General features: G+C 34.8%; 15 protein-coding genes. 6 read left to right on the plus strand and 9 right to left on the minus strand.

Annotated elements, in window-relative coordinates; all coding sequences use genetic code 11:
* Positions 1–132: 132 nt before the first annotated feature.
* The gene (locus DM800_RS00140; protein WP_147786158.1) at positions 133–1,548 is read left to right on the plus strand and encodes an MBOAT family O-acyltransferase; all 1,416 of its coding nucleotides are present in this window, start codon (positions 133–135) and stop codon (positions 1,546–1,548) included.
* A 24-nt stretch (positions 1,549–1,572) separates the two neighbouring features.
* Positions 1,573–2,763: a secondary cell wall polysaccharide O-acetyltransferase PatB1 gene (gene patB1 / locus DM800_RS00145; protein ID WP_147786159.1), complete on the plus strand. Its 1,191-nt coding sequence runs from the start codon at positions 1,573–1,575 to the stop codon at positions 2,761–2,763.
* Between the two features lie 102 nt (positions 2,764–2,865).
* Here the strand turns inward: patB1 and DM800_RS00150 are convergent, their stop codons facing one another.
* The 4 genes from DM800_RS00150 to DM800_RS00165 form a co-directional block, all read right to left on the minus strand.
* Positions 2,866–5,454, minus strand: coding sequence for an S-layer homology domain-containing protein (locus DM800_RS00150; RefSeq protein ID WP_147786160.1), 2,589 nt, complete (start codon positions 5,452–5,454; stop codon positions 2,866–2,868).
* Between the two features lie 726 nt (positions 5,455–6,180).
* Entirely contained in the window at positions 6,181–8,616 is a 2,436-nt protein-coding gene (locus DM800_RS00155; RefSeq protein WP_147786161.1) for an S-layer homology domain-containing protein, read from the minus strand.
* A gap of 683 nt (positions 8,617–9,299) precedes the next feature.
* Positions 9,300–10,397, minus strand: coding sequence for a polysaccharide pyruvyl transferase CsaB (csaB, locus tag DM800_RS00160; protein WP_088062132.1), 1,098 nt, complete (start codon positions 10,395–10,397; stop codon positions 9,300–9,302).
* Positions 10,398–10,538: 141 nt separating this feature from the next.
* On the minus strand, positions 10,539–12,059 hold the full coding sequence (locus tag DM800_RS00165) for a putative polysaccharide biosynthesis protein (protein ID WP_147786162.1): 1,521 nt from the start codon (positions 12,057–12,059) through the stop codon (positions 10,539–10,541).
* Positions 12,060–12,341: 282 nt separating this feature from the next.
* Between DM800_RS00165 and secA2 the strand changes: the two genes are divergently transcribed.
* The gene (gene secA2, locus DM800_RS00170) at positions 12,342–14,708 is read left to right on the plus strand and encodes an accessory Sec system translocase SecA2 (protein WP_147786163.1); all 2,367 of its coding nucleotides are present in this window, start codon (positions 12,342–12,344) and stop codon (positions 14,706–14,708) included.
* 14 nt (positions 14,709–14,722) lie between these two features.
* A complete protein-coding gene (locus DM800_RS00175; protein ID WP_088062128.1) occupies positions 14,723–15,604 on the plus strand; it encodes an accessory Sec system S-layer assembly protein in 882 nt (293 codons plus the stop codon).
* Between the two features lie 118 nt (positions 15,605–15,722).
* Here DM800_RS00175 and DM800_RS00180 read toward each other — a convergent pair whose 3' ends face one another.
* Together DM800_RS00180 and DM800_RS00185 are read right to left on the minus strand one after the other, a co-directional pair.
* The gene (locus DM800_RS00180; protein ID WP_087985747.1) at positions 15,723–16,094 is read right to left on the minus strand and encodes a hypothetical protein; all 372 of its coding nucleotides are present in this window, start codon (positions 16,092–16,094) and stop codon (positions 15,723–15,725) included.
* 197 nt (positions 16,095–16,291) lie between these two features.
* A complete protein-coding gene (locus DM800_RS00185) occupies positions 16,292–17,770 on the minus strand; it encodes a SulP family inorganic anion transporter (protein ID WP_098201055.1) in 1,479 nt (492 codons plus the stop codon).
* 187 nt (positions 17,771–17,957) lie between these two features.
* Here DM800_RS00185 and DM800_RS00190 point away from each other — a divergent pair, with 187 nt between their 5' ends.
* Complete coding sequence (locus DM800_RS00190) at positions 17,958–18,422, plus strand: hypothetical protein (RefSeq protein WP_147786164.1); 465 nt, start codon at positions 17,958–17,960, stop codon at positions 18,420–18,422.
* A gap of 89 nt (positions 18,423–18,511) precedes the next feature.
* Here the strand turns inward: DM800_RS00190 and DM800_RS00195 are convergent, their stop codons facing one another.
* Positions 18,512–19,360: a MerR family transcriptional regulator gene (locus tag DM800_RS00195; RefSeq protein WP_147786165.1), complete on the minus strand. Its 849-nt coding sequence runs from the start codon at positions 19,358–19,360 to the stop codon at positions 18,512–18,514.
* Between the two features lie 79 nt (positions 19,361–19,439).
* Between DM800_RS00195 and DM800_RS00200 the strand changes: the two genes are divergently transcribed.
* Positions 19,440–20,072: a GNAT family N-acetyltransferase gene (locus DM800_RS00200; protein ID WP_088062123.1), complete on the plus strand. Its 633-nt coding sequence runs from the start codon at positions 19,440–19,442 to the stop codon at positions 20,070–20,072.
* A gap of 120 nt (positions 20,073–20,192) precedes the next feature.
* Here DM800_RS00200 and DM800_RS00205 read toward each other — a convergent pair whose 3' ends face one another.
* Together DM800_RS00205 and DM800_RS00210 are read right to left on the minus strand one after the other, a co-directional pair.
* Entirely contained in the window at positions 20,193–21,749 is a 1,557-nt protein-coding gene (locus DM800_RS00205) for a fatty acid--CoA ligase (protein ID WP_088062120.1), read from the minus strand.
* Between the two features lie 205 nt (positions 21,750–21,954).
* Positions 21,955–23,445 (minus strand): coproporphyrinogen III oxidase, encoded by a 1,491-nt coding sequence (locus tag DM800_RS00210; RefSeq protein ID WP_002007015.1) that lies wholly within the window; start codon positions 23,443–23,445, stop codon positions 21,955–21,957.
* Positions 23,446–23,680 lie beyond the last annotated feature (235 nt).

A 23,680-nucleotide genomic window follows, 5' to 3' on the forward strand; every position in this document is an offset into this window, starting at 1 on the left:
TATAGAATAATTATTTTAATCAAATTATTAACATGATAAAATATTAAAGGCACTATTATATAAAAGAATATATAATAGATATGTCGGTTTTTTTTGCACGAAATGTATTTCGAAAAAAGTGAGGAGAGTCCTTTGGTATTTAGTAGTTCGATTTTCTTATTTATCTTTTTACCTCTCGTATTATTTCTCTATTTTATAGTGCGTGCCGAGCTACGTAATTTCGTATTACTTGCATTTAGTTTAATTTTCTATGCATGGGGCGAACCGCGTTTCGTTCTTTTAATGCTCTTTTCCATCGTATTAAACTACTGCTTTGGCCTACTTGTGCATCATTATGATAAACGAAAAAATATGAAAGTCACATTTTTAGTTATGGCTGTGGTCGGAAATATTTTATTACTTTCTTATTTTAAATATATTTCATTTTTCACAGACATTTTAAACAAATCATTGCATTTATCTATTCATGTGGAACCTATTCCACTACCAATCGGAATTTCATTTTATACATTCCAAGCGATGTCCTATGTCATCGATATATACCGTAAAGATGGGGATGTTCAAAAAAATCCACTTAATTTAGCGCTATATATATCTATTTTCCCTCAGCTTATTGCCGGACCAATTGTTCGTTACAATATCGTCGCTGAGCAAATTAAAACGCGCATCCATTCTTTTGAACGATTCACAGAAGGTATTCAAATTTTCGTTCTCGGACTAGCAAAAAAAATATTAATCGCCAACCAAGTAGGATTTGTCGCCGATAAAATATTTGCCTTACCACCATCTGAAATAAGTGTTGGAACGGCATGGATTGGTATTATCGCCTACACTCTCCAAATTTATTTCGATTTCTCAGGGTACTCTGATATGGCAATCGGAATTGGAAAAATGTTCGGATTTGATTTCCCGAAAAACTTCAACTACCCGTACATCTCTAAATCTATTTCAGAGTTTTGGAGAAGATGGCATATTACACTTGGTTCTTGGTTCCGCGATTACATATATATCCCGCTCGGTGGAAACCGCGTTTCAAAACTAGTGAATTATCGTAACCTCTTCATCGTATGGGGATTAACTGGTTTATGGCACGGGGCGAGCTGGACATTTATCGCCTGGGGCTTATATTACGGCTTTATTATTTCAATTGAAAAAGCTGGATTCGAAAAAATATTAAACAAACTATGGAAACCGCTGCAACATGCATACGTATTATTAATCGTTATGATCGGTTGGGTCTTCTTCCGAGCTGACAACTTCGCTTACTCGTTCCAATATTTAAAAGCGATGTTCGGCATAGGTGGGCACTCTTTCATCGATGACAATACAATGTTATACGTACATGAATACATTATCGTATTTCTCATTGCCTTTATCGCAGCGACACCAATTTTAAAACGAATGAAAAACATACTAGAACTTGCGCCAAAAACGTATATGTTCACGACGCAATTTGTACGTCCTATATTATTACTAACATTATTTATGATTTCGGTTATGTACTTGATTAACTCAACATATAATCCATTTATTTATTTCAGGTTTTAACTGATGTAGGAAGGAAAAGTTATTATGAAAAAATTGGGGAACCTCATCCTGTTTATCGGTTTTCTCACCATTATCTTTTCATTTGGCATATTATCGTTACTCAAAACAGACCGAGACATTTCACCAGTTGAAAATCGGCCGCTCGCTCAAAAACCAGCACTTACGAAAGAAGCTCTCCTAACTGGTAGCTTCTTTAAAGATTTTGAAACATACACAAATGATCAATTAATCGGACGAGATGAGCTTATTAAAAACTATACGATTGCCCAAATTAATATGGGCAAGTCTCTCATTAACGACATTATTTTAACTGATGATAAATGGCTCCTAAAAAACCCGGCGTGGACGACAAAATATAACGAAATTGACCAATCCATGCCTGCTATAAACGACTTATCTCAGTTTTTAAAAGAACAAAACGTCGAGTTTTACTTTGCTTTACCACCGTCAAAAACGAATGCATTATCATTTAAATTACCTTCTCATATTCACACTTATGCACAGGACAATTTAAATTACTTTCTAACAAAACTTCCAGCTGACGTAAAGCCAATAAAACTTATGGAACACTATAAACAGAACTATACGAACGAAGAAATACAGGACATGTATTTCAAAACAGATCATCATTGGAATATGGACGGCGCCTTCTTAGGCTACCAATATATAATGAACACAATCGGGCAACAGTCTTCTATATATAAAGGAAAAGAAATAAAAAAAGAAGCCTACACTCGTACATGTGCGCAAAATAAACATTTAGTCGGAAGCTTCAACAACCAACTATACCAACTCATCGATGCAACTGGTGAAAAATTGTGCTACTACACACCGAAAGACGGTTTCAACTTCACAAGCGTAACCGCAAAAGATGTGAAAGGTACTGTTCATCAAAACTTAGATGACATATACGGCGTGGAAAAACAAAAAGATACAACATCATACGCAGGATATTACACGGACGACTATCCAGAAATCGTCACCGAAAATAACAATGCACCAAATGAAGTACGCGCCTTAGTCCTAAAAGACTCATTCGCAAACGCAATCGTGCCACACTTAGCACAAAGCTTCAAACACACATCTATCCTCGACCTGCGTCACTATCACGAAAAAGATGTATATCAATACATTAAAGACAACAATATTAACATGGTATTGTTCGTGTATAGTGATTCAAATTTGAGTGGGGATATGTTTAAGTTTAAGCAATAAAAGAAGCCTCTTGTAATTTTTACAAGAGGCTTCTTTTCGATATTTACGAAAAAAATCAGCGGGATAAATCCCCACTGATTTTTCATTTTATCTATAATCAACTTATAGATTTGGGTTGTTAAGCACATTCACGTGTACAGCTTGTGAACCGATTTCGCTTGTTAGAACATCTTTCTCACCTAATACTTTGAATACTAATGTACCTTTGTCAGTGTACTTAGTAGTTAAAGTATTGTAGATGTCTGCACTGAAGTTTGGAAGTGCAGAATCACTTGTTTGAGATACTGTTACATGACCAAGCTCTTGATCGAATAAATCGAAGTGAGCATTTCCATTTGTATCAAGGTAAAGTTTACCTTGGTCGTCACCAGATTTCACAACGCGTACTTTATGTTGTGTATCTTTCGTTAAGTTAATACCTTTTACGATATCATCTTGGTTACTCTTCTCAAGTTCTAATACAGTACCGATGTTGATTTTCTTCTCAACGAAGTTTTCTGTTTGAACTGGTTTGAAGTTTACAGATTTAATAGCGATTTTCTCTTGAACGATTTCGATTGTCGCTTTACCAGCAGTTGCACCATTTTTCGTTAAGTGGATATCAACTTTACCTGGTTTTAAACCTTTAACAACAACTTTATTTCCAACAATTTTAGCTTCAGCTACAGCTGGATTTTTAGATTCAACTACATAACCTTCTAAGTTTTCAGGATCAGAGTATACGCGATCTGAAGTGTACTTAGATAATTGATATGCAACTGTGTTAGAAACATTTAGGTCAAGTTTTGTATCAGGTGATTGGCCGTATTGACCTACTTTAGATACAAGTTCGAAGTTTTTGAATGCAACGTTACCTTCTGTTACGTTTACATATAATGAACCTAGAGTGTCACCGTTAGCATTTTGGAAGTGAACTGTACCTTCTCCTACTTCGTTACCTGTAATACCAATAGTTTTTGTACCAATTGAACCGGACTCAGTTGTTACTACTTCTAATCCACCTTCTGCAACTACACCAGTTTTTGGAAGAACTTCTTTAATTGCAGCTACGTTAGCACCAAATGGATCGCCATATTGGTCAGTTGTTACGAATGTAACAGGTAATGTTTTATTTTGAACAACTTGTAATTTATCTGGGTTAGCTTTTACTGATTTTAATGTACGAGAATCAGTCGTTACTTTAAATTTAACATCTTTTGTAACGTCGCCTACTTTAATAGTAAGTGTAGCTTCACCAGCAGCTTCAGCTGTAATATAGTTGTTTACTACAGAAATAATACCGTGGTTTGAAGATTTAATGCTGATTGAGTTTGGATCAACAACTTTATCTTCTCCAGCAATTGTAGCAACTACGTTATGAATTTGTGCTTTTTCACCAACAACTAACGTTTGGCTATTTAGCTTGAAGTCTTTTCCAGTCAGTTTATTACCGTATACTACACCGTTTTTATCAGCATCTACCGCAAATACAGTGTTTTTAATTGCAGAAGCTGGTGTATCAAGGTTTTTCACTGTAATAATACCAGTGTTAGAAACTGTTAAACCACCTCGTTTTGTAACTTGTACTTCTACTTTATAGTCACCGTGTGAAAGACCAACACCAAGTTTACCTGTAGAAGAAGTAGAGTTTCCACCCTCAAAGATGTTTGCTGGTGAACCGTCTAAGTTATTTGCTACAAATTTGACGTCATGGTTTGCTAAGTTTAAGTACTCAACATCAGCGTTACCTTTTTCCTCATTTAATTTGAAGACAATTGCTTGACCAGCACGATCATCATCAAATGTAAGTTTTTCTACTGCTAATTTTTTCACTTCGTATACGAATTTCGTTACGAATGATTGATTTTTCACTTTTACAGTAAGATCTTTATTTGGAGCCACTTTACCACCAAGTGTTACAACTGCAGAATTACCATCGGCACTTGCTTCGATTGCTACAGCTTTGTCTCCTTCAAGAGTTACATCATCAGCAGCAAGCTTATCTAAACCAGTACCTGTTAATGTTAATTTCGTTGGTTCAGAAATTTTCACATCAGTTACATATGCTTGTGCATTATCTTTTTTGCCATATTTTTTATCTGCTACTGCGATAAATTTAGCTGCTTCTGCACGAGATACAGATTTATTTGGCTCCCATTTGTTTCCGCCTGTTCCTTCAGAAAGTCCAAGATTGATTAGGATGTTTGCTTTTTCTTCACCCCAATGATCTAATAAATCTTCAAATTTTGTAACTAACTCGCCGTTAACTTTATCTTTTAAGTTATAAGCACCTACTATCATAGAAGCGAAAGAAGCACGGTCAATCTTTTTATCTGGAGAGAAGTTTTCTTTACCATCACCTCTAACAACACCCGCTTTTTCAACAGCTGCAATGTATTTAGAAGCCCAATGATTTTTAGCATCTTTGAAAGATGGTTGTGCACCCTCTTCAACTTTTAAACCTAATGTAATTGCCATAATTTTCGCAGCAGAAGCACGATCAATTTCTTCAGCTGGAGCGTATGTACCATCTGGCTTACCTTCGATTGCACCTTTATCTACTAAGTAATTGATAGAATCTAATCCCCAATGACCAGCTGGAACGTCTGGGAATGATTTTCCTGCTGCTGCTACTGGAGATACAACACCTGCTACCATTGCTGCTGTCATTGTACCTGCGATTACTTTTTTGTAAGAGTTAGTCTTTGCCATTTTATAAATTTCCTCCTTCAGGAATATGCTACTAGTTTCATATCATATTAAATTTGAAAACTAGCTAGTTAGAAAAACCATAAAACAATAAAAGCACAAACAAAAATACTATAATGAAAAGTAGTTCATATAATAAAATGATACAAACCGTTAAATGTAAATATAAGGTTTAAATACCATTTTTTGAAACAAGTTCATCATACTATACAAAACCATTCGTTATCAAGAACTTTATCAAAAGAAGATTCGACACATTCTGATAATTCAGTCTTTTCATTGTATTATTAGTATATTAATAATACTCAAATATAGAAATGAACAAACTGTTTTCCTATAAACCACTCTCACTGCGCTTCGTATATTTTTCATATCGAATACACAATTGGAATTATAGCACATATTTCCACTTCATCACTTAAATGTTTTTTACAATAAATACAATTTTCAGACTGCATTCGACTAAAATTATTGAATTTCGACATTTTATTCTTCTTTTCGAATGTTTTTTTAACAAAAAAAGGTGTGAATTTACAAATAATTTACATATCGGTGAGGTATCCTTCTATTTTTGAAAGCGTTCTCTATTTATTTCTCAATAAAACTATTCTTTTCAACCTCAAATGCACATGAAATAAAATCAAAATAAAAAGCCTATGATACTCATAGACTTTTGTCTATTTTCTCATAGGCTTTTATTAATCATTTCATGTATCAAATGATTTTAAATTAGTTTTTTGCTGCTTCTTTAATAGAAACATCTACTCGTACTGGCTTATCAAGCTCAACTTTTTGTGTTTGCTCACCTTTTTTAACAGTAAGTTCTTTTACAAAGATTGAAGTAGAACCTTTTGTACCAAACTTAGCAGTTTCTTCATTTACAACATTTGTATCTGCAGAAACGAATTTCACGTCAGTTACAGTTGCACCCGCAGTTGTTGCTGGAACACCATCAACTGATAAGATATTTAGAAGTGCAGTTTTTAATTCGCTACCTTGAGCAACCTCATTAAGAGATGTGCTTGTGAAATCTACTGCTAATTTTTCAGCTGCAGGTGCTGTATCAACAACTTTGAATGAGTGAGTTGTGATTAGCTTACCGTCTGCTACTACAGTTGCTTTATATGTTTCACCGGCTTTTGCTTCATTTCCTACAGTAATTGTGCCAGTAGTATTATTTACAGCTACTTGACCTGGAGTTGCATCTACTACTTTACCATCTTTATCTGTAGTAGTAACTGTAATTGTAGCTGCTTCTTTCTCTTTTAAAACTAAACCATTAGCATCTACTGGAAGAACAGAAACTACCATTTCATTCTTTTTGTTTTCTTCAGTAACATATTTATCTAATTCAGTTTCTAATCCACGAACCTCAAATTTAGAGAATACGCCTGGAGCTTTTAATTCTAAAGCTAATGTAGATTTTACTTCTGTTTTACCAGATTTAGCTGTTAATTCTACAGTATATTTACCAGCCGCTTGACCATTTGCATTTAAAACTAACTCTTTATTAGCATGAGTTGCTTTTAATTTTTGGTCTTGAACTGCTTTACCATCTTTATCAAGTACTTTCACTTCTACAGGAGCTGTGAACTCTTTGCCGTATTGATCTAAAACTGGAGCTTTTACAGCTAAGTCAGTTACATCATTTGTAGAAAGCACTAAATTAGTTTTTTCTAACTTAATCTCTTTTAATGCTTTTTGAGCGAAAGCTTCGATTTCAACTGTTTTTGAAACAAGCTCTTTACCATTTTCATCTTTAACAGTTACTTTTACTGGCGCTTTTCCTGCAGCTAGTACAGTCACTTTGCCAGTAGCTTTATCTACTACAGCTACCTCTGTATTTAATGACTCATATTCAGCTTGAACGTTTTTCACCACGTTATTGAATTGGTCTTTTAATTCTACCTGAACAGAAACGTTATCACCTTCATAAACTTTAGTGTTTTGTTTGAAATCTTTAGAAGTGAAATCAGCTTTATCTGCTGCTACTGTCCAATTAGAAATTGAAGCTACTGCAGTACCTTCAGCAGAAACTTTTACTTCTTTACTTTCAGCTACTACTTTACCGTCTTTTTTGTAAATAGCTTTTACAGTAGTTGAAGTACCTTTTTCTAACTTGATTTTACCATCTGTAATTTTAGCTGGAGATACAAATTCAATACCTGATGGTGAAACAACTTCAGTACCGTTTTCATCTTTAACTGTGTATTTTAGTTCGCTGTCTACGCCAGCTACAACTGTTTGGTTAGTCATTTCGATCGTTTTTGCTTCTAAAGAACCTACAGCTACTTCTGTTTTACCAACTTTGTTTACATCTACAGTGTAAGTTTGTTTAGCTGCTAAGTTGCTATATAATTCAACTGTAGCAGATTTTTTATCATCTGATAATTTTACATCTTTAACTAATACTTTATCGTTGTTAGCTTTGTTAGCTACTTTAACTTCTTCTTTAGTTAATTTTTCAACAGCTTTGCTGAATTTAACTTCTACTTTTTGAGTTGTAACTGCTTTAGCAGATTCAACTGTTACTGCTTCGTTACCGAACTCTTTGTCAGTCTTAGCAATGAATTTAGCAGCTTCTGCACGAGTTACAGATTTATCTGGCTCCCAACCATTACCAGTACCATTAGTGATACCTAAAGCAACTAAAATGTTAGCAGCTTTTTTACCCCAGTGCTTTTCTAAATCAGAGAATTTAGTTTCTAATTCTCCGCTTACTTTGCTGTCTAATTTGTATGCTTTTACGATCATTGTTGCCATAGAAGCACGATTAATTTGGTTGTTTGGATTAAACTTACCAGTTTCATCCCCTTGAATCACACCAGCTTTTTCAACAGCTGCGATATATTTAGCAGCCCATGAATCTTGAGCATCTTTGAAAGATGGTTTTGCACCCTCTTTAACTTCTAAACCTAATGTAATTGCCATAATTTTCGCTGCAGAAGCACGGTCAATTGCTTCAGTTGGAGCGAATGTTCCGTCTGGCTTACCTTCGATTGCTTTTTTTGCTACTAAATAATCAATGTACTCTGCACTCCAAGAACCAGGTTGAACGTCTGGGAATGATTTTCCTGCTGCTGCTACTGGAGAAACAACACCTGCTACCATTGCTGCTGTCATTGTACCTGCGATTACTTTTTTGTAAGAGTTAGTCTTTGCCATTTTATATATTTCCTCCTTAGGAATGTAATACTAGTTCCATAAGTTTTTAAATAGATGTTCTATTTATTTTTGAAACTAGTAGATATAAATGTGGTTAACGTATTCTTTGTACATAATAATAGAATATTATGTACTACGGAAGCACAAAGAAATCATACACCCTTTTCGTCCAATTTAAAATCTCAAATTCGACAAAAAAGTGAATTTTCGAAATTCTGAATGGTCGTTTTTCGACTTTCATTTTAAAATATCCAGATTATAAAATCATAATATTTAAAATAAACAGAAAAACACGTCAGAATTACATTTTTAACAATCTTCTTATAACCATTTACAACTATAACAGAAAAACGTTTTCAATTTCAATATTTAACTATAAAGATATTACGACATTAATCGACAGCTTATTTTTATATACTTCGACATTTTTATTACCTTCTCATCTCTCAAAATTACCAAACCTATTTTCTTATAATTTACCAAGTAAAACGTAAAATCCTAACATTCTTTATATAAGAATGTTAGGATTATCAAACATACATCTTATCTCTCAAACTTCTTTTTTATGAGCATACATTTAAAATCATTTATACAATTCGACATTTTTCTGCAAATATTTATTTTCTTTCGACATTTTATATTTTTCAACTAATAAAAAAAGAGGATGTCCTCTTAAATTAAGATTACATTCCCCTTTTTTCGAACTCTTTTGAATTCAAGTCACTTATGATGTAGCGAGACGCTGTTGAAATTTGTTCTCTCAATTCTTCTACTCTTTGTTCCAATGTTTCTTGTACATATTCTTTTTGTTCCAGTTGTTTCGTTGCCACGTTATACAAAGTTTCAGCCGTCCAGTCACCATCTACGTTTCCGATAATCGGCTGATTTACTTGTTGTAAAAATGAATCGATCTTTGGATCATATGAAATACCGACCATAGGAATATTAGCAACCGCTGATAATATAAGCGCATGAAGTCTCATACCTATTAGAAGCGAACATTCCGACAAAATTGAAATTTTCTCATGAATATCCAGCTTATACGGAAGCATATGAGCTTCTTCTCCCATTAAGTTAATAATATCGCGTGATGCATTTTGATCAAATGGTCCGTGCATTGGTACGAATAAAATATGGTATCCTTCACGCTTAAATTTTTTCAGCGTATCTGCTAGCTTCTTCATATAATCTTCTTTCGCGTCCCAATACCTCACACTAACTGCAATTACTTTCCCTTGAATCGAATGTTTTTGCAGCCAATCCGACTTCATTCCTTCTGGTTGACATGCCAATACTGGATCTGGAACTAGTTCGATCTCTTTCTTAATACCCATTTCTTTTAAATACAAAAATGAATCTTCATCACGAACTGATATATATGCCGCTTTTGATACTTGCCATTTCACTAATAAACGATTTTGTCTTTTCGTAATTGGACCAATTCCTTGCGCGTAAATATAATACGGCTTCTTCAAAAAACGAGCAATCCGCATAATACCTGTATAGTACAAAATGCTTTTAATACTCGTTTTATCTTGAAGGAGACTTCCCCCTCCGCTAATTAAACCGTTACTTCTCTTTATTTCCTTATAAATTGCTCTTATATCCCAGCGATTTACTGCCTCTACACCGTACATTTTTCTTGTATAGTCGGGGTCATTCGAAAGTACAACAAGCTCAAGAGTAGGATTCTCTTCATGTAGCGCTTTAATAATTGATTGCAAAATTGCTTCGTCCCCAACATTATAAAAACCATAATATCCTGATAAAACTAACCGCACTCTTAATCTCCTCCAACATTTCGCAATCAACTTTTTGTCATTCAACAAATTGCTATCAACTCTTTAATAAGAAAAGTTGGATAACTTCAAATTGATTTCTTTCACAAACATATACATAGCCATACTCATTTATAGACAAATTTACTTACTTAAAAATGGAATTTGCTTTTTGGATATCCAGTTCAACTTTAATGCGCATATGCCATATATGAACAAGGCCACACAAAATGCTAAACCACTATACATCATTGCAATAAATCTAGAATCTACCACATTTATTACAGTAGATGTGAAATATAATCCTATACCTACTATACTAGATACTCCGATTACAGCAAAAAATCTCCCCATGCGAATTGAATAAGCCAATTCTTTTCGAATGTATATATAATTTACGATACAAATTATGATATATATGATCAGTGTACTATAAGCCGCACCAGTTATGCCAAATTGACTTACGAGTACTATATTTAATATGACTTTTACAAAACTCGCTCCAACAACTATCCACGCCGCTTGCTTAGAACGGTTAATTCCTTGCAAAATTCCTATTGATAATACCATAAGTGATGTGAAATACGAACTACCAATTAAAATAGCTAACATGCCGCTCCCTTTAGCATCTGTAAACAACCCAACATTTAACGGGACTGTAAGTGCCATGAGCCAGATTGTTATCGGCGTTGTTAAAACATGAGCAAGCTCATTTGTTCGTTCAATTGTGTGTTTTGCTAACGCTATATCTTTCTTTGTTAATGCAGCAGTTAACAACGGGATTAACGGAAATACCATCGCGCTTGCAAACACGACAATTAATTGTGTAAACGCAAAGCCACGACTATATATACCAAATTGTTCTTGAATCGTTGTAGTGGATTCATGCAACATATGTGGAATCGTTACAGAATCAACTAAATTTAACAACGGCATCGATAATGCTCCAATCGCAATTGGAATCGAAACCTGAAGTATCTTTTTTGCATTTTCTTTAAAGTCTTGCAGTGAATATGTATTACTTTTATAACGATATATACTTTTTACATACTTCAATCTCAAATAGATAAGTGACGTAATTACCCCAAGGCAAGAACCAATCATTGCGCCGCCTGTTACAACATCACTATCTTTATTCCAAGATACGAATAAGAATGCAATTGCTAACATAAAGAAAACACGAATGAACTGCTCAATCACTTGTGACACCCCGGTAGGAATCATATCTCCAAAACCTTGGAAATACCCTCGATATACCGCCATATATGGTGCGATTAATAAAGCAAACGAAGTGACAATTAATGGGAGTCTCGTATCTTGTCCACCAAGCATATTTGCAAACATACTTGATCCAATCATAATAATCGAAAATCCAAGCACCCCAAATATTACTCCAATAATAGATGCTGACGTAAATAGTTTGGCAATCCCGCCCTGGTCATTCTTCTCATGAAGTTCAGCGATTAACTGTGATATAGCTAGCGGTACTCCCGCTACTGATAAAGTTAAAGCTATCATATATACAGGAAAAACAAGGCGGAAAATCCCAAGCACTTCATCTCCTGCTATATTTTGTAATGGGATTTGAAAAAAACTTCCCAACACTTTCGATAGAAACGTTGTAATCGTTAAAATCGCAGCGCCTTTCACAAACTTATTATTCATCTTCTAGCTCTTTTCTTTCAATATATAATTTAAATACTTATTACATCATAAAACGAGATAGCTATATTCTTCTCTTTTTTGAAAATTTTCACTTTATCTCATTTAGCTATCATACCAAATTTCTTATACATTGAATACTCTCTTTCTTTATGCCCTTCAAATATAGCATGTGCAATAACACCTTATTTATATCCAGTTTTTTCTTCAATTTACTACTTCTACTTATTCCAGATAAACATGTGCTATAATGTAGCTATTGTCAGTAAGAGGAGTGTTTACAACATGCTGAATTCGGTAAAAAAGCTGTTAGGAGATTCTCAAAAGAGAAAACTAAAAAAATATGAACAACTTGTTCAAGACATTAATAATCTAGAAGCAAAACTATCTGATTTATCTGATGAAGAATTACGTCATAAAACTATTATATTTAAAAACATGCTACATGATGGAAAAACAGTGGATGATATAAAAGTAGAGGCGTTCGCTGTTGTACGTGAAGCAGCAAAGCGTGTACTTGGATTACGACACTACGATGTGCAGTTAATTGGTGGCCTTGTACTATTAGAAGGTAATATTGCAGAGATGCCAACTGGCGAAGGAAAAACATTAGTTTCTTCTCTTCCAACATACGTACGTGCTCTTGAAGGAAAAGGCGTTCACGTTATTACTGTAAATGACTATTTAGCAAAACGAGATAAAGAATTAATTGGCCAAGTTCATGAATTTCTAGGTTTAACGGTTGGATTGAATATTCCTCAAATCGATCCTACCGAAAAGAAACTTGCTTACGAAGCTGATATTACATATGGTATTGGAACAGAATTTGGCTTTGACTATCTACGTGATAATATGGCCTCTTCAAAAAATGAACAGGTACAACGTCCCTATCATTTTGCTATTATCGATGAGATTGATAGCGTTTTAATTGATGAAGCGAAGACGCCTCTTATTATCGCGGGTAAGAAATCAAGCAGCACTGATTTACACTATTTATGTGCAAAAGTTATTAAATCATTCCAGGATACTCTTCATTACACGTACGATGCAGAATCAAAATCTGCTAGTTTTACAGAAGACGGTATTACAAAAATAGAAGATTTATTTGATATCGATAACCTATATGATTTAGAACATCAAACTTTATATCATTATATGATCCAAGCATTACGAGCTCATGTCGCTTTCCAATGTGATGTTGACTATATTGTACATGATGAAAAAATTCTACTTGTAGATATTTTCACGGGCCGCGTTATGGATGGTCGCTCTTTAAGTGACGGTTTACACCAAGCTCTTGAAGCAAAAGAAGGTTTAGAAATCACTGAAGAAAACCAAACGCAAGCATCCATTACAATTCAAAACTTCTTCCGTATGTATCCAGCATTATCTGGTATGACAGGTACAGCAAAAACGGAAGAAAAAGAATTTAACCGTGTATATAACATGGAAGTTATGCCAATTCCGACAAACCGTCCTATCATTCGTGAAGACAAAAATGACGTCGTGTACGTAACAGCCGATGCTAAATATAAAGCTGTACGTGAAGATGTTCTAAAGCACAATAAACAAGGACGCCCGATTTTAATTGGGACAATGTCTATTTTACAATCTGAAATCGTTGCGCGTTACTTAGATGAAGCGCATATTACATATCAATTATTGAATGCGAAAAGCGCAGAACAAGAGGCCGATTTAATTGCAACAGCTGGACAAAAAGGACAAGTTACAATTGCGACGAATATGGCCGGACGAGGTACTGATATTATACTAGGTGAGGGTGTTCACGAACTTGGTGGATTACATGTAATCGGGACAGAACGCCATGAATCAAGACGCGTTGACAATCAGTTAAAGGGTCGTGCTGGTCGTCAAGGAGATCCAGGTAGTTCTCAGTTCTTCCTTTCTTTAGAAGATGAAATGTTAAAACGTTTCGCACATGAAGAAATGGAGAAATTAAATAAATCACTGAAGTCAGATGAAACAGGACTTATTCTAACTTCTAAAGTTCATGACTTCGTGAACCGTACACAATTAATTTGTGAAGGTAGCCATTTCTCAATGCGTGAGTACAATTTAAAGTTAGATGATGTAATAAATGACCAACGTAACGTTATTTATAAATTACGTAATAACTTGTTACAAGAAGATATAAATATGATTGAAATTATTATTCCAATGATTGATCATGCTGTAGAAGCCATTTCTAAGCAATATCTTTTGGAAGGTATGCTTCCAGAAGAATGGGATTTCGCTAGTTTAACAGCAAATATAAATGAACTTTTACCAGTAGAAAACATGCCATCACTATCAGCGAATAATGTACATTCACCGGAAGATTTACAATCCGTTTTGAAAGAAACATTATCTCTTTATAAAGAGCGTGTAAATGAGCTAAATAGCCATACTGATTTACAGCAGTCGCTACGATATGTTTCCCTTCATTTCCTAGATCAGAACTGGGTAAATCACTTAGATGCAATGACTCACTTAAAAGAAGGCATCGGGCTAAGACAATATCAACAAGAAGACCCTACTCGTCTTTATCAAAAAGAAGGCTTAGATATCTTTTTATACACATATGGTAATTTCGAAAAAGAAATGTGCCGCTATGTTGCAAGACATTTAGGTGTTCCTGAAAACGTACAATAACGAGGTGAAAGATTATGTTATCATTCCTAAAAAGAGCTAAGAAAAGCGGAAAAGATACGACTGTCTCTAGTAATCAATTATTCGGACAAGAAGAAACAAATACTGAAAATAAAACAGTAAAACCAACGCTTTACTTCCACCCTAGCTGGGGTGCAGTAGCACAAGAACAAAAATACATTTATCAATTTTTACATAAAGAACTAACACGTTTACAAGAATATCAAATTTCTTTATCTGGAATTGAGATTGAAAAACGTGATAATGGTTATGACGTAGCTGTATTTATTCGTAGCACTGTTCCGAAACCAATTTCTTTCGAAGAGGTTACATTAATCCTTCTAAATAAAGAGAAGAAACTATGTGCCCGCAAAACATTTAACCTTTCTGCATTAGGAGATATTCCTGCAAATGTAAATATGCCATTCATCTTTACATTTGAGCAAGAAACAATTACAGGTGCCGAATTATCGCAAACAGATTGGGAATTAGCGTTTGAACTTGAAAGTAAGCATGTATTAGATTTAGACCCATCTTGGGAAGCTCAGTTACCTGAAGCAAGCAAAGAAGCTTTACGTAATTTCGTAGACAATTTAACACCTCCAAATGATGGTGAAATTAACTTCCTAGGTCTGCAAGCTGCAAGAAAAGAAAACGGTGATTTACATACAACGCTTCTTATTCGTAACGGTTGCAAAGACGACATTCAACTAGAGCAACTTCCTCTTCACATTGAAGATGCAGCAGGTGCAGTTGTTGTTAAAGGTGCTTTCACATTACCGAACCTTGAAATTAAAACGAACACTACAAAACCGTGGTCATTTGTCTTCCCTGCTTCATCTATATTAAAAGAAGATATGGATCTATCTTCTTGGAAAGCATTTGTACCACAAGACTAATAATAATAAAGAGAGGCTGCTTCCAAAGCTACCTCTCTTCTTCTTTTTCGTACAAAAAAGCCTGTTCAAAAAGATGGTCATCACACCTCCTTGGACAGGCTTATTCTTTATGTAAAATTTACTTCGTTACTAATAAACGTTCAATATGATATTCAGCTTCTAATTTGCACATTTCATCTGCATGGTTCACTTTATTTCTCTTTAATTGCTCCACTTGCTCTTCGGTCGGTTTTTCATTAATAAACTCGTTAATTTTTTCATTCACTTTCATCGCTAATGCTTGATGGAAATCTGGATGTCCTTTCAACTCTTCGTCTACTTTATTAATCCAAGTTGATTTTGTGTATAAATACTGTTTCCACTGTTCAACAAATTGCTGCATATCAAATTTTTCTTCATGCCATTCAATTTCTTTCATATACTTCTCAAAAGAAACAACAATTGATCGCGTAATCCCGATCTTCACTCCATGTGGTAACTGTTTGTACATCAAATATTCCCTCCAGCTTACAGCTCTTCCTTCTGAATATAAAGGAATCTCAAAATTCATATACCTTCTTATAATAGCACATACCTAATCTAGAATGTTACTATACTGCTAAGATTAATAAATGTCAATAACATAAAAATATCACGATATAAAGATATTAAACACAATAAAAAACACCCTCATACGAGGGCATTTCCTTACATAGCACTAGCTTCTACAAACTGTAATTTATCTTTCTGCTCATTACTCGCCAGCGTTACTAACGTTTTTTCAATATGAGTAGGCACTTGTTCTAGCGTCACACTCACTCCTGACTTATCCGACTGCTCAATGAAATTAAATAACGCCATTGCGCCTGATACATCCATATAGCGCACATCTTTCATACGTAAAACAACCGGAGACTTTACGTCTTGTAAAGCATAAAAAATACGATCCACTGTTAAAAATGAAAGTGGGCCTTTAATTTTATATGTCGCGTCTTTTTCTTTTACAATAGAAGCTTTACGTTCTTTACATTTCACCATGTATATAATGAACGAAAGAATAATACCGAACGCAACAGCAATCATTAAATCGAACTTCACTGTGACAATCATCGTTACGAGCATAACAATGACATCACCTTTTGGTGCTACATGCATTTTCTTCATGCTTTCCCAATCAAACATTCCAATACCAGTTAAAATTAAAATACCTGATAATACAGCAAGCGGAATGTATTGTACGACCGATCCAAGTCCCATAATGAAAATAAATAATATAACACTATGCATACTTGCTGAAAGCGCCGTTTTACCACCGCTTCTTATATTAACGATAGACCGTACAGTCGCCCCTGCCCCTGCTAATCCGCCAAACAACCCGCTCATCATATTACCGATACCTTGTCCGACCAGTTCTTTATTACTTTTATGACGTGTACCTGTCACATTATCCATTACGACCGATGTTAACAACGAGTCAATCGATCCTAATAAAGCAATACTAAGCGCTGGTAAAATAAGTTCTGCAATCCCTGTTCCACTTAAAGATGGAATATGAAGCGTCGGCATCGCTTCTGGAATCGTCCCAATTTTTTCAATCACCTTATTTAATGACAAGTTTCCGATAATCGGTAACTTCACTGTAAGCCCTTCTAACGCAGAAGAAAATAAAGGAAGCAAAGCCGTTACACCGACTAATGCAACTAAACTAGACGGAATGGCCTTAATCCATTTTCCAGAAACAATCATTACAATAATCGTTAATACTACGAGTAGAAAACTATTTTGCACATGCTTTATTTCACCTAAAATAATAATCAATGCGATACCGTTCATAAATCCTGAAACGACAGGATACGGAATGTATCGAACGTAAGAGCCAAGCTTACATACACCAAATAAAATTTGAAACAGTCCCGCCATCATAAAGGCTATAAAACTCGCCTCTAATCCGTGCGTCGCAATAACTCCTGTTGCAATAACCGTAATCGGTCCAGTTGGCCCCGTTACCTGCCCAGGTGTACCACCAAATAACGCCGCAAATAAACCTGCAAAAATCGCACCATACAATCCGACTAGTGCCCCCTCAGATGTTCCCGTTGCAGCAATACCAAATGCAATGGCAAGTGGCAACGCAACAATCGCAACAGTAAAACCTGCTAAACATTCCTTTGCTATTTTTTGAAACATATAATAACCACCTTCACATTAAGTCCACGTTCCATTGTACACCTAAAAGAATATATTCGTTAGCCCACTTTTTACAGTATCGTGACGTAAACGCATTCAATTGTAAACTTCCGCCGCATCTTTGGAAACTATTATAACTATGTTATAATGAACAAATTAAATCTTTTATTATATATTTGGAGGCACTATGCTAACTTTTGAAGAAAAATTATCGATTATTGAATCTTTCCCAGAATTAGAAAGAAAGAACGTATCATTAAAACGCGTGAACTTTCACTTTGAAGAAAGTCGTTTAGATAAAAAGAACGTTGTATATCATTTACATCCAAACGGAAACGGCTTTGTATATGCAAATGGTATTAAAGGTTATAAAACGGATGATAAAGGTATGATTAACATCCGCGAATTTTCAGCAGATGAATTACGCTCAGTAATTGAGCAATCAATTGAACTATTATCTCAAGAAGAAATCGTAGTTCCTGCAGAACCTGCGAAAGAAGAAGAATGGCAGAACGAAGACGGTCATATCCTTACTCTTATCTCAGAGGACGATATGTGGAACGTGTACGCTGGTGTAAACTTAGACGGTACATTCAACTCTTATCCAGAAGCTGCGGAATACCTTGATGAAGAAGGATTTTCACGTAAGTAATACGATTTAAGGAGGCCGTCCCATTTTTTAGGGATGGTCTCTCTTATTAATAAGTAGGCTTTTTGGATTGTCCCCCTAAATTTATAGCATCAAAACTTCTTATTCTCACTATCCCCTATCAAAATTTGAATTTGACAACTATACGTCTCCGCATTAAAAATATCACTAACTAACTCCACTTCAATAAAACTCTCTACTTCTATACTATTTTCTTTCATATATTTAATCATAGTATTTCTACGTTCCTCTTCATTCTCCTTACTATACGCTAACGTTATATATTTCCCGCCCGGTAATACTTTTATATTTTGCATCTCTTCCATATGTACATCATCTCGTACTTTATTAAAAACATACTTCGGTTCTACATCCCAATTTGCATTTACATTGTAGAGAATCCCCATCTCCATTTCCATTTTCTCTTCATAATCTTGCACGATTTTCTCTAAATCGGAATAATACAGTAACTCCTGTAAACTCCCTACTTCTTTACAAGGCGCAACAACGACATAACGCTGTTCAAAAAATTCAATAGATATTTCATCATTCTTTAATATTTCCTGTGAACTCACTACTTTCGCATGTAAGTCATCAATCGTTTCCATTACCTCTTTCATTTTCTTTATATGCTCTTCCGCTTCTTCTCTCTTCAATTGTAAAAATCGTAGCAATTTATCCGTATTACGTTCCTTAAAAATCTCTTGCAGCTCTACTATGCTCGTGTTCAACTCTCGACAGCTTTTTATAATATCAATGTGAATAAATTGATCTATAGAATAATATCTATACCCCGTTGATTCATCAACATGTTTTGGAATAAGAATCCCCATCTTATGATAGTATCTTAGCGCTTTTATCGTAATATCCTTTATTTTTGCAACTTCTCCAATAGAAAACATTTTTTTCATTTGCATCTCTTCCCTTATATTTTTTCGCATACAACCATTGACTCTCCCCTTAGAGGAGACCTTACTATTTATAATAAGTCATTTACATTAATAAAGGGAGTATACAATTATGAACACAGTAAAATATAGAAGTCTTGTTAAGGAAGACTATGAGCCTATAAAACATTTAATCGGTGAAGCATTTGGATTTAATGAGTTCATTACAGATAAAAAATTTTTAAACTCAGTATTAAACTTTTATCTACACAGTTGTATTTTAGGAAGTTCCTTCAGTAAAGTAGCCGAAAAAGATAATAAAGTGATTGGTGTCATTTTAGGCGATTCTGAAAAAGATAAAAACCGTTTAAAGAGCTTCCATAACACTGTTAGCTTTGCCTTTAACACGCTAAAGCTATTCATAACGAATAAAGAGAATAGAGAATTTCTAAAAGCATTTATACAAGTACAAAAAACATATAAAGAACTCATTCAAGGAAAAGAAAATCAATTTCAAGGCTGTATACAATTATTCATCGTATCCGAAGAATCTAGAGGTCTTGGAGTTGGGAAGTCTTTACTAAACGATTTGTTCCAATATATGAAAAAAGAAGACGTAACATCTTTATATTTATATACAGATAACGAATGCAACTATGAATTTTATGATAGACAAAACTTCCAACGCATACAAGAAAAAGCAGTTAATTTTGGACCAAAGGAAGAAGATTTCAACGTATTTTTGTACCGCTATAACTTTAACTAATTAATATGTACACTTGATGCTTACAAAAATAATAAAAAGCGGAGATACATACTCTCCGCTTTTTTACATATACACTATTTCCTTATTAAAAAAGATAATCTTATTTGTATAAATCGGTTTCTATTGTTTTGCGCCTTTCAACGACTCTCTCAGGACAAATTTTTGTAATTTCCCACTCGCATTACGAGGCAGTTCATCCACAAATAAATAGTGACGTGGACGTTTATAATCTGCTAATTCATCACTTTCTTTACAATATATTTCCAAATCCTTTTCTGTAATCGCTTCATCTTTCTTTACAACAACAGCCACAACACGTTCTCCCCATAATTCATCTGGCTCACCAAGCACCGCAACATCTAATATACCAGGATGACTATGTAGAAAATCTTCAATTTCACGTGGATAAATATTAACGCCTCCGCTAATTACCATATCATCCACACGATCTGCGACGAATAAATAGCCATCTTTATCGAAGTAACCTAAATCACCAGAGTGATACCATCCTTTATACATCGATTTTGCATTTGCTTCTTCTCGGTTATGATAACCAGCCATCATAGTTGGGCCGCGTAAAATAATCTCCCCTACTTCATAAGGAGGTAATACATCATCTGGTTCTGCTGGTGCATCATCATTTGGTTTTACAATGCGGATTTCATGACTAAAGCACGGTGTTCCTGCTGAACCTGCTTTCGTAATTTGATCTTCTTCTACAAGAAACGCAACAACTGGTCCCATTTCTGTCATTCCGTATATTTGTACGAGATCAATATAAAGACGTTCTTTACATTCCTTCACTAATGCTGGAGCCATTGCCGCTCCTCCATATATACCAATCTTCATCGATGTTAAATCGTACTGCGTTAAATCTTTTTGCAGTAACATATTCCACATCGTCGGTGCTGCAAAAAATGTCGTAATCTTCTCTTCTTGAATCGTATGTAATACTCTATCCGTATCAAAGTGATGTAAAATAACATTCTTTCCACCAACTTGAATACGCGGAATGATTCCAGCATTTAACTCGCCGCAATGATATAAAGGCGCCACTACAAGCCCAGCACTATCTCTATTATATTTTAAGAAATACGTACAAATCATACTATGCTCAGCCATTTCACGATGGCGATGTAGCACGCCTTTCGGATGACCTGTCGTACCGCTCGTATATAGCATAGAACAATAATCCATTTCATCAATTTCGATATCTACTTTGTCAGAAGATGCTGCATTCACTTTTTCATGGTAAGAACTAGCATAGGAAGGTGTATCGTCTTCTACGTACCAAAAAGACGAATTTGGAAAATCTCGTTCAATGATAGCAACAGTTGATTCAACTGCTTTTTCAAAGACTACTACTTTCGAGGTTGCATCTTGGAGGATATAAGATAATTCTTTTGCTTTTAAGCGGAAATTAATCGGGTTAAAGATCGCTCCAATTTTCGCACAAGCTAAGTAAACGTTTACAAATTCACGGCAATTATATAAGTAAACAGATACAGTATCTCCCTTTCTTACCCCTTCTTTCAATAGAGCTTGCGCCGTTTTATTTATTTGCTCATCCCACTGTTTATATGTCCAGCGAATATTTTTTTCCGGCTCTACTAACGCCTCTTTATTCGGATACTTACCAACAGCTAAATCAAATATTCTCCCTATCGTCATGTACATGCCAACAATTTCCCCCTTTTCTCTTTCATAAATCTATCATTTCGTCTATAAGTAGACATTGTCCTCTAATGATTTGACTAATTTTTCTGATTATTATCGACATAGTTTTACAAACAGTGTGGTCTCTTGATAAATGAAATTATAGCCACTTACTCACAACAATATAAAAAAGAGGCTATTCCAACTCGGAACAACCTCTTTCTTCTTATACAAATAGCTCTTCTAAAATTTTCAGTTTGTCTTCTGTATATTTTACGAAGCCATCGTTATATGATTTTGGATCTTTCGGATTTGCGAAGTGCGTAATTGCGCCTGTCTTCGGATGAACAAATTTACTTGATGCACCACAGCCAAGTCCGATAATCGATTGAACTTCTTCCATAATAACAATGTTATAAATACTTTCTTGCGTCGGCATTGCATAACCAACGTTCTCTAAGTTACCTAAAATATTCTTTTGACGATATAGGTAATATGGTACGTAATTATGCTTTTGCGTCCACTCTTCTGCTTCGTGCATCATCGCTGTAATTTCTTCGCGACCAGCTACTTTATATTTACGTTTGTTTTGCGTCATTTCAGAAGCACGTTTGAATGATAACGTATGAACTGTTAACGATTCTGGCATTAACTTTTCTGTTTCATCTAACGTATGCTTGAAAATATCTAGCCCTTCACCAGGAAGACCAATAATTAAGTCCATATTAATATTGTTCATTCCCATTTCACGAGCTAAGTGATACTTCTCAATTGTTTCTTCTACAGTATGATGACGCCCAATTGCTTTTAATGTCTCTTGATGGTATGACTGCGGATTAATACTAATACGGTCAATGTTCCATTTATTTAACACTTCTAGTTTTGCTGGCGTAATTGTATCTGGGCGACCTGCCTCAACTGTTACTTCACGCACATTTTTCACATCTGGGAACGCTTCATACATTTCTTCATACAGCATATCCATCTCTTCTGCTGTAATACTTGTCGGTGTACCCCCGCCGTAATAAATCGTCGTAACTGTTACACCTTTTTCTTTTAAAAACTTACCAATTTCCCGAACTTCATAATGTAAACCACCTAAGAATGAATCAACAGAGCCTTGGCGTCCGTTAATTGCATACGCCGGGAATGTACAATATGCACATTTTGTTGGGCAGAATGGAATACCGATATAAATACTTACTTCCTCTTTCAAACGGTATAAATCCGGAACTACCGCTAATTGGCAATCCACAATACGCTGAAGAAGTTCAATTTTCTCTTCATGAATTAAATAGCTTTCACGAAGTTCTTGGTGTGCTTCTTCTTTTGACATACCACTTTGAAGCATTTTATGAAGAAGTTTCGTCGGACGAACTCCTGTTAAAATGCCCCAGCTTTGTTCAAGACCAGTTAACTGCTGAAGAACAGAAAGATATACATAAGAAACAACGTGCTTCACTTGCTTCATACGCTCTTTTTCATCTGTGAAAGCAGATAAATCTTTTGCGAATGTTTCTTCATACACATTTCCAGTAGCAACATCTGTTAAACGAGCAGATGCTTTCACATTCTCTTCAATGTGTATATCAACGATAAGATTTGCTTCCTCTTGTTCAAATCCAATCGTACTATCTTCAAAAAATAAGCCGCCAATATTTTGCAGCGGACGTAAAAAACGATCATCTTGTAACGTTTTAATTGAAATTAACAACATTATCACCTTTTCATTTGCAAACTCTCTTTAGTTTACTTGAAGGGCGTTTGTAGGTCAATACAGAAGGTTTTACCTTATTTATATATCCTATTTAAAACAAACTGAATATTGGTTTTTCACGAACTTTTCTTAGTTGTATAGACATTGTAATATACTCTTGTTACAATCTAGAACGTATTAGTACTTGCTACTAATTTAAATATATCCAAAGGAGGACTGTTAACACGACATATAT

It is taken from the genome of Bacillus sp. AY18-3 (assembly GCF_008042305.1).
Classification (GTDB): domain Bacteria; phylum Bacillota; class Bacilli; order Bacillales; family Bacillaceae_G; genus Bacillus_A; species Bacillus_A wiedmannii.